The sequence below is a fragment of the Paraburkholderia sp. CNPSo 3281 genome, from assembly GCF_024206515.1.
GTDB classification, from domain to species: Bacteria; Pseudomonadota; Gammaproteobacteria; order Burkholderiales; family Burkholderiaceae; genus Paraburkholderia; species Paraburkholderia nodosa.
Genome location: NZ_JAMBPS010000013.1, coordinates 23122 through 37222, shown reverse-complemented (window position 1 = coordinate 37222; position 14101 = coordinate 23122). Strand labels below are relative to the sequence as shown.

Here is a 14101-nt window from a genome sequence, read left to right as displayed (position 1 = left end):
GCGTCATGCTCATAGCGCCACCTGTACGCCGAGCTCGACCACATGCGCGGGAGCCAGACCGTAATACTCGGCGCTCGAAGTGCAGTGATACGACATGAACGCGAAGAGCCGCGCACGCCAGCGGCTCACGTCCTGCTGGGCTTGCCCGCGCAGCACCTCGTCGCGCGGCAAATAGAAGGTCGTCTGTTGCGGGTCGAAACGCCAGTCGCCCAGCCTGCCTTGCAGCGATGCCAAAAGGCGCGGCAGATTGGGCCGCTCGACAAAGCCATGATGCGCGACGATCTCCCAGCAGCCCGCACCGAGGTCGCGCGCTTCAATGCGCGTTTCATCGTCCGCCTGTGGTGCGGACTCCGAAACATTGGCGAACACGATCACCGTACGATGCAGGACGTGATTGTGACGCACGTTGCTCGCGAGCGCGGCCGGCGTCATGCCGGGTGCGTTGCCCGGGTACACGGCCGTGCCCGGCACGCGAAGCGGCTTCGGATCGGCAGTGCAGATACCACGTAAAAAGGCGTCCACCGATTCGCCGCGTGCCGCATGGCGCGCCTCCAGTTCGCGGCCCCGGTTCCAGGTACTCATCGTGATGAACAGCAACGCGCCCACGGCAACCGGGAACCAGCCGCCCGTGGGAATTTTCGGCAGGTTCGCGGCGAGCAGCATGCCGTCCACGACCAGCAGCGGCACGCACGCGAGCCACGTGGCGACCCGCGGCCAGCCCCATACTTCGCGGCACACGGATAGCATCTGCATCGACGTGGTCACCATCGTCATCGCCACGGCGAGCCCATACGCGGACGTGAGCCGCTCGGAGCTGCGAAAGAACAGCACGAGAAACACCACGGCCACGAGCAACCCCGCGTTGACCGCCGGCACATAAACCTGGCCGCGCCGCGTGCTCGAAGTTTCGATCGTCCGCATGCGCGGCAGGAAGCCTAGTTCGATGGCCTGGCGCGTCATCGAAAACGCGCCCGAGATCACCGCTTGCGAAGCGATGATGGTCGCGAGCATAGCGATGCCGACCGCCGGAATGAGCGCCCAATGCGGCACCGAGCGAAAGAACGGCTGGCTGGCGCCGCGCGGCTCGAACAGCACGGTCGCGGCCTGGCCGAAATAGCCCACGACGATCGCGGGCAGCACGACACAAAAGAACGCAATGCGGATGGAGCGCGTGCCGAAGTGGCCGATGTCGGCGTAGAGCGCCTCGGCGCCCGTCAACGCAAGAATCACGGCGGCGAGCACGCCGAACGAGAGCCCCGGATGCGCGAGCGCGAGCCGCACGGCCCAGACCGGCGACGCCGCGGCGAGAATCGCCGGATTGAGGACGATGTGATAAACGCCCACCGCACCGAGGCTCAAAAACCAGAGCGCCATGACGGGCCCGAACGTGCGCCCGACCACGGCGGTGCCGCGTGGCTGGAACAGGAAGAGCGCCACGAGAATCGCCAATGAAACCGGCAGCACGGCGCTGTCGAATGCGGGATTGATTTCCTTGAGCCCTTCCACCGCGGAGAGCACGGAAATGGCGGGCGTGATCATCGAGTCGCCGTAGAACATCGCGGCGCCGACGAGCCCCGCGAGCACCAGCAGACGCGGCGCGGGCCGCCCCGCCTTCGCGAACCCGGCGCGCACGAGCGCCGTGAGCGCGACGATGCCGCCCTCGCCTTCGTTATCGGCGCGCATGACGAAGCAGGCGTACTTGAGCACCACGACGATCAGCACCGCCCACAGGATCATGGAGAGCACGCCCATCACCACCGGCTGCGCCGTGGAATGCGCCGTCTGGACGGCTTCGCGCAGCGCGTAGATCGGGCTCGTGCCGATGTCGCCGAACACCACGCCGAGCGCGCCGAGCACCAGTGCGCGCTGGCCGGAGTCGTCGTCCTGCTTGCGCGCCTCCTCTTTCGGCGAGTTTTCGTGCGGGTTGAGGCGTTCTTGAAGCATGGCTGTGCAGCGTTCGTGGAGGCGTTGCCTTCTCGCAATTGGCGTTCCTCTTGAGCCTGAGCCAGTGAAGGGTCGAACGGCAATTTCCCGGCTGCGTTGCGAACTTGCCTTATCCGTCACGCGCGCCTACATTGAATCCGAGATGGTTGCGACTCGCAACCATTAGCACGAAGTCCATCACGGAGACCATCATGGATTTTGTCGACGTGCCCGCGCAGCCCCGCGAGACGACCATCCTCGAGCTGCGCGAGTTCTCGCGGCGGCTCGTGCGCGAGCTGGGCTTCATGCGCACGACGCTCGCCGACAGCGATCTCGCCCCTTCCGCCGTGCACGCCATCATCGAGATCGGCGCGCAGCCGGGCATCAACGCGAGGGCGCTGGGCGACCTCCTGCGGCTCGACAAGTCGAACACGAGCCGGCAGGTCGCGCGGCTCGAGGCGGCCGGTCTCGTCAAACGCAGGACCGCCGACGACGACGCGCGCTCTTCCGAACTGACCCTGAGCGCGGCAGGCCAGAAGCTGCGCGCGAAGATCGACCGCTTCGCCACGGACCAGGTTTCCAACGCGCTGCGCAGGCTCGTTCCTGCCGACCAGCAGGTACTCGTGCGGGCGCTCGCGCTCTACGCCGACGCGCTCGCGCACGACAACCCCAACGAGACCAGCGCGACCGCGCCGGCGGCGGGGATGCAGATCGTGGAAGGCTACCGGCCCGGCTGCATTGGCGACATTGCGAGCCTGCACGGGCGGTTCTACGCGGCGAACTGGGGCTTCGGCGCTTACTTCGAGAAGAAGGTGGCGACGGAACTCGCCGACTTCGCCGGCGCCTTGCCAGCCGTTGGCAAGGCGCTCTGGCTCGCGGTGGAGCGAGATCGCGTGCTGGCATCGCTTGCCATCGACGGAAACGGGAGCGGCAACGCCGGCGTCGCCCACCTGCGCTGGTTCATCGTGGACGACTCATTGCGCGGCACCGGCATCGGCAGGCAGTTGATGACGAACGCGATGCAGTTCGTCGATGCGCACTACGCCGAGACCTACCTGTGGACCTTCAAGGGCCTCGACGCCGCGCGGCATCTGTACGAGTCGTTCGGCTTCCACCTCGCGGAAGAGTCCGAAGGCAACCAGTGGGGCACGAAGGTCACAGAGCAGCGCTTCGTGAGGCGACGCTCCGTTTGACTTGCATCACACGGAGCTTGCCGGGCGCCCGCGCGTCTCAGGCATGCGCAGATACACGATCAGCGAAATCGCCGCGCAGGCCGTCACGTACCAGTAGAAGTACTGCTCGTGGCCGCTCGCCTTGAAGCGCAGCGCGACGAACTCCGTCGTGCCGCCGAGAATCGCCGTCGTGAGCGCATACGGCAGGCCCACCGCGAGCGCGCGGATGCGCGTGGGGAACAGCTCCGTTTTCGCGAGCATGTGCACCGAGGTGAAGCCGCTCAGCATCACGAGACCGGCGAACGACAGCAGGAACGCCACCAGCGGATCGCGCGTATGGCTCAGCGCCGTGAAGAGCGGCACGGAAAACAGCGTGGTCGAAAGGCCAAAGCCGATCAGCACCGGGCGACGGCCGAACACGTCGGAGGCGAGTCCGAAGAGCGGCTGAAGCGGCATATACAGCAGCAGCGCGCCGGTGGAGACGAGCGTCGACATCTCCTTCGAAAGGCCCACGGTGTTCACGAGGTACTTCTGCATATAAATCGTGAACGTATAGAAGCCCACCGTGCCCCCCACGGTAATGCCGATGGCGAGCAGAATCTGCCGCCAGTGCGAGAGCAGCTGCTTCAGCACCGGCGGACCGGCCTCACGCCGGTCACGCTCGAAGGCTTCGGTTTCCGTCACGTTGCGCCGCATATAAAGCGCGAACAGCGCGAGCGCGCCGCCCAGCAGAAACGGCACGCGCCAGCCCCAGCGCTCGATCTGTTCGGCCGTCATCAGCAGGTTCTGCATGACGAGCATGAGTGCGAGCGCAACAAGTTGCCCGGCCACCACGCTCACCTGCAAAAAGCCTAGATAGAACCCGCGCCGGTTGGCGGGCGCGATCTCGCTGAGGTAAGTCGCGCTGGTGCCGTACTCGCCGCCCATGCTCAGGCCCTGCAGGAGGCGCGCCGCAATCAGCACGACAGGTGCGAGCACGCCGATGCTCGCGTAACCGGGCGTGAGCGCGATCATCAGCGAGCCGATGCACATGGCCGTGACCGACCACGTGAGCGCCGACTTGCGCCCGTGACGGTCGGCGTAGAAGCCCACGAGCCAGCTGCCGAGCGGCCTCGCAACGTAGCCCACGGCCGCGATGGCCGCCGTGTTCATGAGTTGCACGGTCGGCTTGTCGCTGGGAAAAAACGACTTCGCGAAGTAGATCGAAAAAATGCTGTACGCCAGAAAGTCGTACCACTCGATCAGGTTGCCAGCCAGGCCACCGACGATCGAACGGATGCGTGGCCGCGCGACTGACGCAGTTTCCACCGTCTCGTTGTCGATTCGGACTCCGAAATCCGCGTCGTTCGACATGCGTATCTCCTCCTCTTGTTTTTCAAAATTGCGGGGTGTGGCGTTCAGTCCTTCGGTGCGTACTCGCTATCGAGCCGGTCGAAGAGCGGCTTGTTGACGAGGCGCTGACGCTCGGCGAACGGCGCGACGATCGTCGCGTCTTCGTCGAGGCGGCCGTTTGCGCGCAACTGCCCGAGAGCACGCTGCATGCCGACCACCGCGCCCTGCAGCGCCGCGTTCGCGTACAGCACCAGCGCGTAGCCAAGGCCCGCCAGCGCTTCACGCGACTGCACGGGGGTCTTGCCACCAATCACGATGTTGATGAGCTGCGGCGCGTCGATGAGTTTGGGCAGGCGTTCGATGTCTTCGAGCTTTTCCGTGGCTTCGATAAAGAGAATGTCCGCGCCCGCCTCGATAAACGCGTGGCCGCGCGCAATCGCCTCTTCGATGCCGTGCACGGCGGCGGCATCGGTGCGCGCCATGATGAGCAGGTTGCCGTCTTCGCGCGCGTCCACGGCCGCGCGGATCTTGCCCACCATCTCGCTCGCGCCGATCACTTCCTTGTTGGCGAAGTGGCCGCACTTCTTCGGCATCACCTGGTCTTCGAACTGGATCGCATCGGCGCCGCTGCGCTCGAGCGTGCGCACGGTATGGCGCACGTTGAGCGCGTTGCCGAAGCCCGTGTCCGCGTCGACGATGAGCGGCAGGTTGACGGCGTCGCGCACGCGCGCCGTGTGCTCGGCAATGTCGCTCAAACCGATGAAGCCGAGATCGGGCAGGCCGAACGACATGTTGGTGACGCCCGCGCCCGTGAGGTAGAGCGCTTCGAAGCCGGCGTCCTCGATCACGCGGGCGCTCATGGCGTTGAAGGCGCCCGGCACGAGCAGGCCGCGGCGTTCGTTGACTTTGGCGCGGAACGCGGCGCGGCGTGCGGTAGTGGAAGTGGTCATCGCGATGACTCCGTTCAGTGGGTTTTGAGATGACCCAGACATCCGCACGATGTATGCCAACCTGCTGAAGCTGGGCCCAAGCCATATAAAACAATACTTTAGGCGCCCCCAGCGTACGACCGGCGTTTCATGCCACAATCTCTGGAACGTTTCATGAAACGTTCCAGAACACCCAACTTCGCGCCGAGGATTCCGCCGTGCCTCCCCCCAGTCCGCCCCAGGCCGCCAGTCGCCCGAGCATCGCGCTCGTGAGCATCAGCCGATTGCGCAATCTCTGCGAAACCGTGGCGCCGCGCTATGCCAGCGAGGCCCGCTTCTTCAACGTGCGCGAAGGCTATGGTGACGCCGTCACGGCGCTGCAGCCCTATATCGAAGCCGGCACGGTGGACGTGGTGCTCGCCGCCGGGTCCAACGGCGCGTACCTGCGCGACAACCTGAGCGTGCCCGTGGTCATGGTGAAGGTGAACGGCTTCGACGTGCTGGCCGGCATCACGCACGCGAACGCGACCTGGCCCGGCGCGCCGATCGGGCTGATCCTGCACGAAAGCGTTTCGCACGAACTCGCCGACCTCGGCGCGTGGCTCAACCTGCGCCTCACGCAGCGCGCCTATCGCACGGTGGACGAAGTGCGCGACGCCGTCACGGCGCTCGCCGCCGAGGGCTGCCGCGTCATCATCGGCCCCGGCATGGCCTGCGATCTTGCCCAGGCGGCGGGGCTCGAAAGCGTGTTCCTCTACTCGCTGGGCGCGGTGCACGAGGCGTTCGAGCGCTCCGTGGAACTGGCGCGCGTGAGCCGCCAGAAGGAGTCCAAGCGCGTGCGCCTGAACACGATCGTCGCGCACCTGCGCGACGGCGTGGCCGCTTTCGACGAAGCCGGTCAGCTCGAAGCGGTCAATCCGGCCATGCTCGATCTGCTCGGTCTCGACCGCGCGCGCGATGTGAGCGCGCAACTGGCCCGCTCGGTGGGCCCGCTGCTGCATGAAGTGGCCGGCAGCGTTGCGGCAGTCGATGAACGCATCGAGCAGATCGGCGGGCGCTCGCTGATCGTGAGCTGCGTGCCGATCGTCGAGCAAGGCGCGCGCTCGGGCGCGGTGGTCACGGCGCAGGATGCGCTCGTCGCGCAGCGCATCGACCGGTCGCTGCGCACGACCCAGCGACCGCGGCACCTCGTGGCGCGCTACGAACTGGACGACCTGGTCGGTGTTGCGCCCTCCATGGCGCGCGTGCGCCGCCTCGCGGCCATGAGCGCCGCGCACGACGCCACCGTGCTCCTCACGGGCGAAAGCGGCACGGGCAAGGAACTCGTCGCGCAGGGCATCCACAACGCGAGCCGGCGGCGCGGCAATCCATTCGTCGCCTTCAACTGCGCGGCGCTGCCCGAGGGGCTGATCGAAAGCGAGCTGTTCGGTCACGAAGAAGGCGCGTTCACGGGCGCGCGGCGCGGCGGCAAGCCTGGCCTCGTCGAAATCGCACATACGGGCACGATCTTTCTCGACGAAATCGGCGAGATGCCGCCCGCGCTGCAAAGCCGCCTTCTGCGCGTGCTCCAGGAGCGCGAGGTCATGAAGCTGGGCGCCAGCCGCGCAACGCCCGTGGACGTGCGCGTGATTGCCGCCACGCACCGCGACCTGCGCGCGCTGGTGCAGGAAGGCGCATTCCGGGCCGACCTGTATTTCCGGCTCAATCTGCTGCCTATTCCGTTGCCGTCCTTGCGCGAACGCCGCGAGGACATCGCTACGCTCGCGCGCCATCTGCTCGAACGCATGGCCGATCGCTACGCCCTGCGCCCCGCCGCGATCGAGCGCGTGCTCACGCTGTTCGCGCCGTACTTCGCGAGCTACGCATGGCCGGGGAATGTTCGCGAACTCGAGAATCTGCTCGCGCGCGCGGCCATCTTCCTCGCCGATGAAACCGGCTGCACACACGCAGATAGTTCGTTATACGACGTATTTCCGGAATTCGCGCAAAGTGACGCAGCGAGCGATACACCGCGGCGCGCGCCGACTGCCTCAAACGGCGCGCGACGCGACGACGCCGCGCCGGTCACGCGGGAAGACGTCGAGCGCGCGCTCGCCGCGCACGACGGCAATCGGGCCGCCGCCAGCCGCGCGCTCGGCATAGGTCGCACGACGCTTTGGCGTCTGATGAAAGGCGCCTGAGCGCGTACAACGGCTTGCCCGCCAGCAGATTCTGCCCGATCGTTTCGAGCGCCGTGCCGCGCAGGCGCACGGAGTATCATGACAACCTCGACGATGCGTCGATTGAGGGCGCATCGAACCTGCCGCGGAACCTGCCATCGTGAACTATTTCAACGTCCTGCTCGCGCTTTCGGGCGTCCTGCTGCTGAGCGTCGCCAGCCCCGGGCCGAACTTCGTCATCGTCACCTCCACCGCAGTGGCCTCGCGGCGCGCGGGCCTCGCGACCGGCCTCGGTCTCGCCGCCGCCTCCGGCACGTGGGCATGGATCGCCATCGCGGGCCTGAGCCTGATCGTCACGCACGTGGCGTGGACCGGCACCGGGCTGCGCATCGCGGGCGCGGGTTATCTGATCTGGCTCGGCGCGAAAATGCTCCTCACCGCGCGACAGCCGTTGCAGGTTGCGGCACAGGCGGGCGCATCGGGTTGGGCCGCCGCGAAGAAGGGCTACGTCGTCAGCATGACGAATCCCAAGGCCATTGCGTTCTACGGCAGCATCTTCGCGTTGATGGTGCCCGCAGCCGCGCCGCGCTGGCTCGAAGTGGCAGTCGTGGTGATCGCGATCCTCATCTCGTGCGCCTGGTATTGCTCGATGGCCCTGCTCGCCTCGCATCCCACGGTGCGCCAGTTCCTCGTCCGGCGCAAAGCCGCGCTCGACTCGGTAGTGGGCGTCGTGCTGATCGGGCTCGGCGGGCGCATGCTCGCGGGGCGCTGAGCCTCGTCACGCGGCCATGAGCGGGCGCATGGCTTCACGCTGGCTGCGCGCCGCCGCGCCGCTGGCGTCGGCATGGACACTGGCGTTCGTGCTCGCAGCGTCGTCCTTGCTGGCCCACGCGCAAAGCGCGCCCAAGGTCGTCGACCTTCCTGCCCGGCCCGGCATCACCCAGCGCTTCCTTTTCATTGCGCCCGCCGCGCCAAAAGCGGTCGCGATTCTTTACGCGGGCGGGCACGGCGGCCTGCAACTGGACCCGCAGGGAAACTTCGGCTGGGGCGCCAACAACTTTCTCGTGCGCAGCCGCATGCTGTTCGTGAATGACGGCGTTGCCGTGGCGGTCATCGACTCACCGAGCGACCGGCAAACGCCGCCCTACCTGGACGGCTTTCGCCTCACGCCGGAACACGCCGCGGACGCCCGCGCCGTGATCGCGTGGTCGCGCGAACAACTACACGTGCCGGTCTGGCTCGTCGGCACGAGCCGCGGCACGCAGTCGGTCGCGGCCATCGCCATTGCGCTAGCGAAAGACGACGCAAACCCCGGCGCGGGCCCGGACGGCATCGTGCTGACCTCGACCATCCTGCGCGAAAACCGGGGCGGCGACCCGGTCACAGGCATGAACCTCTCCGCGCTCAAGATTCCGGTGCTCGTGGTGCACAACAAGGACGACGCCTGCAAGGTGTGCCCGGTAGCCGAAACGGACACCCTCATGCAAAAGCTCACGCAATCGCCGAGAACGAAGCTGATGCTCGTTTCCGGCGGCGCTTCGCGGGGCGACCCGTGCGGGGCGTTCGCGTATCACGGCTTCAACGGCATCGAAAGCGAAGTCGTGCACGGCATCACGGCGTGGATGCTCGCGCCCTAGCGGGATTTTCGCGTCGGGCGCCGCACCTCTTCCCGCACCTCGCCTCTGAGCCAGTCACGAAACGCCGTCAGCCTCGGCAGACTCGCACACTCGGGCCGATAGACCACGTAGTACGCCAGCGCCGAAGTAAAGGCGACCTCCGGGAAGAGGCGCACGAGCCGGCCGGCCGCGAGATCGTCGCGCGCCATGACACTGCGCGCGAGCGCGACACCGTGCCCTTCTATCGCTGCCTGCAGCACCGCGGCCGAATTATTGATCTTCATGCCGCGGCTCGCCGATGCGGGCGTCATCCCCACGCTCTCGAACCACGCATGCCACGAAGCAAAGCCCGCATGGCTGTCCACGGAGAGATCGTGAATGAGCGGCGCGCGGGCGAGATCGCGTGGCGCGCGCCTTCATGACCGAGGAGCTCTTTCTCGCCTCGCCTCACGCCTGAAGCGCGAGCGGCTGATCGATTTTTCGACACGACACACAGGAGCACAGCATGGTCGATCTGCAACTCACCCTGAAGATTGCCGCCAGCCAGCGCGCGGCCGCCGCTGGCGTTTATCGGCAGTACAAGGCGCCGTTTCTCGAAACGATAGCGGGCGCGAAGTCGAACGAGATGCTCGCTGCTGGACGATGCGCCCGAAGTGCGCGTCTACGAAGCCGCGTGAAGCGAGCACGTCGGGGTATTTCGCATGACTAACCGCCCTTCCTTTTCACGGGCGCGCTGTTGTGCCCGAACGACCCCGGCGGCTCCGCCCGGCCGTGGTGACCGAGCGGCACCTCTGCCGTCTGCTCCGGATGCGGGCCGCCCTCGCGCGGCATGAACTCGGGCCGCGACTCCGGTTGATCGAAGCTGCCCGGCGCACCCCTCGCGCGTTTCTCCTGCGCCGGTTGCTTGCCGGCGGCGAGTTCGCCGCCGGTTTCGCCGGCCTCATCCGGCGTGGGGTTGTGTATCGAAAGACCCATCATTCGCTCCTGAAAGGGTGTGGATGCGAGGCATCCGGTTCATGGTTTCGGACCGCTCGCCGGCGCCACTTGCGCGCCGGCTGGCGCCGATATCTGGCTACCCAAAGCGTCCTGGGTTTGCGGGCGCGCACCTTCGTCGGCACGTTTGCAGGCCGTACAGCCGAGCGCCAGCGCGGCCGCGCCGAGCAGCCACAAACGCGGCCACGAGCGGGCGCGCGGCCTGGCCAGATTTGCACCCGATTTCGCAGTGCTTTTCATCTGATCCCTCCCTTGCGCGGCAATTGCAATTCCGCGCGCCACGCTTGTAATTCTTCTACCTCGTTCCCCGTCTGTCCGATCTTTCACTTTTGCACTGGCGCGCCCCGTCCTGCGACCATCATTTACTCCCGATAGGCCGCCATTACGATCCACATGTCGCGTTCGCCGTTGCTCACTTCAGCCGCCAGCGCATAGCGATCGTGCGGGCTGCAGGCGTTTTGCAGCGCCTTGCGCGCCTGCTCCGTGTTGTCGTACTCGCGCCTTGCCAGCGGACGCACATCGTTGCGTCCCTCAAACATCTTATGGTCCTTGCGGTAGACAAGCGTTTCATTTTTCCAATCGCGAAAGCATTCCCGGACATGCTGGAAATCGCCTCCGCAAACATTCACTTCGTAGCGTGGAGTTGACTTCATGATCGACTGCCTCCCTTGCCGGTTCGACGCGCAATGCCGTTTTCCTCACGCCGCGCGCGTGCACACCTGCGTGGACGCATGGGGCGTGCCGGGCCTCGCCCCGCTGTGCAGCCGGTATTGCATTTGCGCAGCGGGTGAATCGTCGAACGGGAGAAGTCATGAGCACGAGCCAGCATCCTTCTACGCGGCGCAAGGGCGGCCGCCCGGCGCGGCAGCGTCATGCCCACGCGAGCGCCGCCAGAGGTCACACGAAAAGCACCACGAGCGGCGCCACAAATAAATGGTCGAAGCACGTGAACGAGACGAGCGACGCCATGGACATCGAGGCCGGCGTATTCAGATCCGGCAGCGCCGAAGCGATCGCCCGTTCGCTCAAGGAGTCGTCGCTGCACAGCCGGCGGCGCAAGGGCACGCCGTTTCAGTCGGCCATGTCGATGCTGAACTTCTACATCAACCGCGCGGGTAGAAACCTGCCCAAATCGCGGCGCGAGACGCTCGCGAAAGCCAAGGGAAAGCTGCGGGAAGCGTTTGGCCGCAAGCCCTGAGGGAAAATATCAGGCTTTTTCACAGCGCCATGGGGCGTCGTACCCAACTCTTATATAAGACATAAGACATTTGACGTTATATCGCAATGCGCTTAAAATCCCGCTCAAAGCAGTGCCTGGAAAAGCCTCGGAGTGCCTGAAAAGCCTTCGCCTTCAAACGCAATACCAGTAGGTCCCCCAATGCTTGAAAACTTTCGCGCTCACGTAGCCGCACGCGCCGCGCTCGGCATTCCCCCCCTGCCGCTCACGGCTCAGCAGACTGCCGAACTGGTGGAACTGCTGACGAATCCGCCCGCTGGCGAAGAGCAGACCCTGCTCGACCTGATCACCAACCGCGTGCCCGCAGGCGTCGACGAAGCCGCCCGCGTGAAGGCCGGGTTCCTGGCCGCCGTGGCCAAGGGCGAAACCGCCTGCGCGCTGATCTCGCGCGCTCGCGCCACCGAACTGCTCGGCACGATGCTGGGCGGCTACAATATCGCCCCGCTGATCGAGCTGCTGGCCGACGCCGAAGTGGGCACCGTGGCTGCCGACGCGCTGAAGAAAACCCTGCTGATGTTCGACCAGTTCCACGACGTCAAGGAACTGGCCGACAAGGGCAACGCCAACGCAAAGGCCGTGCTGCAAAGCTGGGCCGACGCCGAATGGTTCACGAGCCGTCCGGAAGTGCCGCAAAGCCTGACCATCACCGTCTTCAAGGTCACGGGCGAAACCAACACCGACGACCTCTCGCCGGCCCCGGACGCGACCACCCGCCCGGACATCCCGATGCACGCGCTGGCGATGCTGAAGAACGCCCGTCCCGGTATCACGCCGGAAGAAGACGGCAAGCGCGGCCCGGTCAAGTTCATCGAATCGCTGAAGGAAAAGGGCCACCTGGTCGCCTACGTGGGCGACGTGGTCGGCACCGGCTCCTCGCGCAAGTCGGCCACCAACTCGGTGCTGTGGTTCACGGGCGAAGACATCCCCTTCATCCCGAACAAGCGCTTTGGCGGCGTGTGCCTCGGCGGCAAGATCGCCCCGATCTTCTACAACACGATGGAAGACGCCGGCGCCCTGCCGATCGAACTCGACGTGTCGCAAATGGAAATGGGCGACGTGGTCGAACTGCGCCCGTACGAAGGCAAGGCACTCAAGAACGGCGCAGTCATCTCCGAGTTCCAGGTCAAGTCCGACGTGCTGTTCGACGAAGTGCGCGCCGGCGGCCGCATTCCGCTGATCATCGGACGCGGCCTGACCACCAAGGCGCGTGAAGCGCTGGGTCTCGCACCGTCGACGCTGTTCCGCCTGCCGCAACAGCCTGCCAACAGCGGCAAGGGTTTCTCGCTGGCGCAGAAGATGGTTGGCCGCGCGTGCGGTCTGCCGGAAGGCCAGGGCGTGCGCCCGGGCGCGTACTGCGAGCCGAAGATGACCTCGGTGGGCTCGCAGGACACCACGGGCCCGATGACGCGCGACGAACTGAAGGACCTGGCGTGCCTGGGCTTTTCGGCCGACCTCGTCATGCAGTCGTTCTGCCACACCGCCGCGTATCCGAAGCCGGTGGACGTGAAGACGCACCAGACGCTGCCGAACTTCATCAGCAACCGCGGCGGCATCGCGCTGCGTCCGGGCGACGGCGTGATCCACTCGTGGCTGAACCGCATGCTGCTGCCCGACACCGTCGGCACCGGCGGCGACTCGCACACGCGCTTCCCGATCGGCATCAGCTTCCCGGCAGGCTCGGGTCTGGTCGCCTTCGCGGCCGCCACCGGCACGATGCCGCTGGACATGCCGGAATCGGTGCTCGTGCGCTTCAAGGGCAAGATGCAGCCGGGCGTCACGCTGCGTGACCTCGTCAACGCGATCCCGCTGTACGCCATCAAGCAAGGCACGCTGACGGTCGCCAAGCAAGGCAAGAAGAACATCTTCTCGGGCCGCATTCTCGAAATCGAAGGCCTGCCCGACCTGAAGGTCGAGCAAGCGTTCGAACTGTCGGATGCATCGGCAGAGCGTTCGGCCGCCGGTTGCACGGTGCACCTGAACAAGGAACCGATCATCGAATACCTCAACAGCAACATCACGCTGCTGAAGTGGATGATCGCCCAGGGCTACCAGGACCCGCGCAGCCTGCAGCGCCGCATCAAGGCGATGGAAGCATGGCTGGCCGACCCGCAACTGCTGCAACCGGATGCGGACGCCGAGTACGCCGCCGTCATCGAGATCGACCTGGCCGACGTGCATGAGCCGATCGTGGCCTGCCCGAACGATCCGGACGACGTGAAGACGCTGTCGGATGTCGCCGGCGCCAAGATCGACGAAGTGTTCATCGGCTCGTGCATGACCAACATCGGTCACTTCCGTGCCGCGTCGAAGCTGCTCGAAGGCAAGCGCGACATTCCGGTCAAGCTGTGGGTCGCGCCGCCGACCAAGATGGACCAGAAGCAACTGACCGAAGAAGGCCACTACGGCGTGTTCGGCACGGCAGGCGCGCGTACCGAAATGCCGGGCTGCTCGCTGTGCATGGGTAACCAGGCACAGGTGCGCGAAGGCGCGACGGTCATGTCGACCTCGACGCGTAACTTCCCGAACCGTCTGGGCAAGAACACGAACGTGTACCTCGGCTCGGCGGAACTGGCGGCGATCTGCTCGCGTCTGGGCAAGATCCCGAGCAAGGAAGAGTACATGGCCGATATGGGCGTGCTCAACGCCAACGGCGACAAGATCTATCAGTACATGAACTTCGACCAGATCGCCGACTTCAAGGACGTGGCCGATACGGTGACGATGTCAGTGTGATGCTGGG

The 14101-nt window shown here is 66.0% G+C and carries 12 protein-coding genes and 1 pseudogene; 7 read left to right on the top strand and 6 right to left on the bottom strand.

Annotated features, from left to right (window positions below):
- Nucleotides 1-9: 9 nt before the first annotated feature.
- Nucleotides 10-1944 carry a potassium transporter Kup gene (locus M3I56_RS15745; protein ID WP_254354772.1) on the bottom strand — a complete coding sequence of 645 codons (1935 nt, stop codon included), beginning with the start codon at nt 1942-1944 and terminating at the stop codon, nt 10-12.
- A gap of 191 nt (nt 1945-2135) precedes the next feature.
- Here M3I56_RS15745 and M3I56_RS15740 point away from each other — a divergent pair, with 191 nt between their 5' ends.
- Complete coding sequence (locus M3I56_RS15740; protein ID WP_254354771.1) at nt 2136-3116, top strand: helix-turn-helix domain-containing GNAT family N-acetyltransferase; 981 nt, start codon at nt 2136-2138, stop codon at nt 3114-3116.
- Nucleotides 3117-3122: 6 nt separating this feature from the next.
- On the opposite strand, the gene M3I56_RS15735 is transcribed toward M3I56_RS15740, so the two are convergent.
- Together M3I56_RS15735 and M3I56_RS15730 are read right to left on the bottom strand one after the other, a co-directional pair.
- Nucleotides 3123-4448 (bottom strand): MFS transporter, encoded by a 1326-nt coding sequence (locus M3I56_RS15735; RefSeq protein WP_254354770.1) that lies wholly within the window; start codon nt 4446-4448, stop codon nt 3123-3125.
- Between the two features lie 44 nt (nt 4449-4492).
- Entirely contained in the window at nt 4493-5377 is an 885-nt protein-coding gene (locus M3I56_RS15730; protein WP_254354769.1) for an oxaloacetate decarboxylase, read from the bottom strand.
- 197 nt (nt 5378-5574) lie between these two features.
- Between M3I56_RS15730 and prpR the strand changes: the two genes are divergently transcribed.
- From prpR to M3I56_RS15715, 3 genes are all read left to right on the top strand, one after another.
- Nucleotides 5575-7536 carry a propionate catabolism operon regulatory protein PrpR gene (gene prpR, locus M3I56_RS15725; protein ID WP_254354768.1) on the top strand — a complete coding sequence of 654 codons (1962 nt, stop codon included), beginning with the start codon at nt 5575-5577 and terminating at the stop codon, nt 7534-7536.
- A gap of 139 nt (nt 7537-7675) precedes the next feature.
- Nucleotides 7676-8287: a LysE family translocator gene (locus M3I56_RS15720; protein WP_375541733.1), complete on the top strand. Its 612-nt coding sequence runs from the start codon at nt 7676-7678 to the stop codon at nt 8285-8287.
- A gap of 28 nt (nt 8288-8315) precedes the next feature.
- On the top strand, nt 8316-9152 hold the full coding sequence (locus M3I56_RS15715) for an alpha/beta hydrolase (RefSeq protein WP_254354767.1): 837 nt from the start codon (nt 8316-8318) through the stop codon (nt 9150-9152).
- On the opposite strand, the pseudogene M3I56_RS15710 reads toward M3I56_RS15715, so the two are convergent.
- Nucleotides 9149-9544, bottom strand: a pseudogene (locus M3I56_RS15710) (LysR substrate-binding domain-containing protein); the annotation flags it as partial. The gene M3I56_RS15715 and the pseudogene M3I56_RS15710 sit on opposite strands and share 4 nt — an antisense overlap.
- A 92-nt stretch (nt 9545-9636) precedes the next feature.
- Here M3I56_RS15710 and M3I56_RS15705 point away from each other — a divergent pair.
- Nucleotides 9637-9840, top strand: coding sequence for a hypothetical protein (locus tag M3I56_RS15705; RefSeq protein WP_254354766.1), 204 nt, complete (start codon nt 9637-9639; stop codon nt 9838-9840).
- Here M3I56_RS15705 and M3I56_RS15700 read toward each other — a convergent pair.
- Together M3I56_RS15700 and M3I56_RS15695 are read right to left on the bottom strand one after the other, a co-directional pair.
- Complete coding sequence (locus M3I56_RS15700; RefSeq protein ID WP_254354765.1) at nt 9837-10109, bottom strand: hypothetical protein; 273 nt, start codon at nt 10107-10109, stop codon at nt 9837-9839. The genes M3I56_RS15705 and M3I56_RS15700 overlap by 4 nt on opposite strands.
- Before the next feature lie 377 nt (nt 10110-10486).
- Nucleotides 10487-10777 carry a hypothetical protein gene (locus M3I56_RS15695; RefSeq protein ID WP_254354764.1) on the bottom strand — a complete coding sequence of 97 codons (291 nt, stop codon included), beginning with the start codon at nt 10775-10777 and terminating at the stop codon, nt 10487-10489.
- 158 nt (nt 10778-10935) lie between these two features.
- Between M3I56_RS15695 and M3I56_RS15690 the strand changes: the two genes are divergently transcribed.
- Nucleotides 10936-11322 carry a DUF3175 domain-containing protein gene (locus M3I56_RS15690; RefSeq protein WP_254354763.1) on the top strand — a complete coding sequence of 129 codons (387 nt, stop codon included), beginning with the start codon at nt 10936-10938 and terminating at the stop codon, nt 11320-11322.
- A gap of 180 nt (nt 11323-11502) precedes the next feature.
- Entirely contained in the window at nt 11503-14094 is a 2592-nt protein-coding gene (gene acnB, locus M3I56_RS15685) for a bifunctional aconitate hydratase 2/2-methylisocitrate dehydratase (RefSeq protein WP_254354762.1), read from the top strand.
- The last annotated feature ends 7 nt before the right edge of the window (nt 14095-14101 follow it).

Bases quoted from the DNA above. Each gene is read 5' to 3' on its own strand.
- M3I56_RS15745 (WP_254354772.1), bottom strand. From the start codon at position 1,944: ATGCTTCAAGAACGCCTCAACCCGCACGAAAACTCGCCGAAAGAGGAG.
- M3I56_RS15740 (WP_254354771.1), top strand. From the start codon at position 2,136: ATGGATTTTGTCGACGTGCCCGCGCAGCCCCGCGAGACGACCATCCTC.
- M3I56_RS15735 (WP_254354770.1), bottom strand. From the start codon at position 4,448: ATGTCGAACGACGCGGATTTCGGAGTCCGAATCGACAACGAGACGGTG.
- M3I56_RS15730 (WP_254354769.1), bottom strand. From the start codon at position 5,377: ATGACCACTTCCACTACCGCACGCCGCGCCGCGTTCCGCGCCAAAGTC.
- M3I56_RS15715 (WP_254354767.1), top strand. From the start codon at position 8,316: ATGGCTTCACGCTGGCTGCGCGCCGCCGCGCCGCTGGCGTCGGCATGG.
- M3I56_RS15705 (WP_254354766.1), top strand. From the start codon at position 9,637: ATGGTCGATCTGCAACTCACCCTGAAGATTGCCGCCAGCCAGCGCGCG.
- M3I56_RS15700 (WP_254354765.1), bottom strand. From the start codon at position 10,109: ATGATGGGTCTTTCGATACACAACCCCACGCCGGATGAGGCCGGCGAA.
- M3I56_RS15695 (WP_254354764.1), bottom strand. From the start codon at position 10,777: ATGAAGTCAACTCCACGCTACGAAGTGAATGTTTGCGGAGGCGATTTC.
- M3I56_RS15690 (WP_254354763.1), top strand. From the start codon at position 10,936: ATGAGCACGAGCCAGCATCCTTCTACGCGGCGCAAGGGCGGCCGCCCG.
- acnB (WP_254354762.1), top strand. From the start codon at position 11,503: ATGCTTGAAAACTTTCGCGCTCACGTAGCCGCACGCGCCGCGCTCGGC.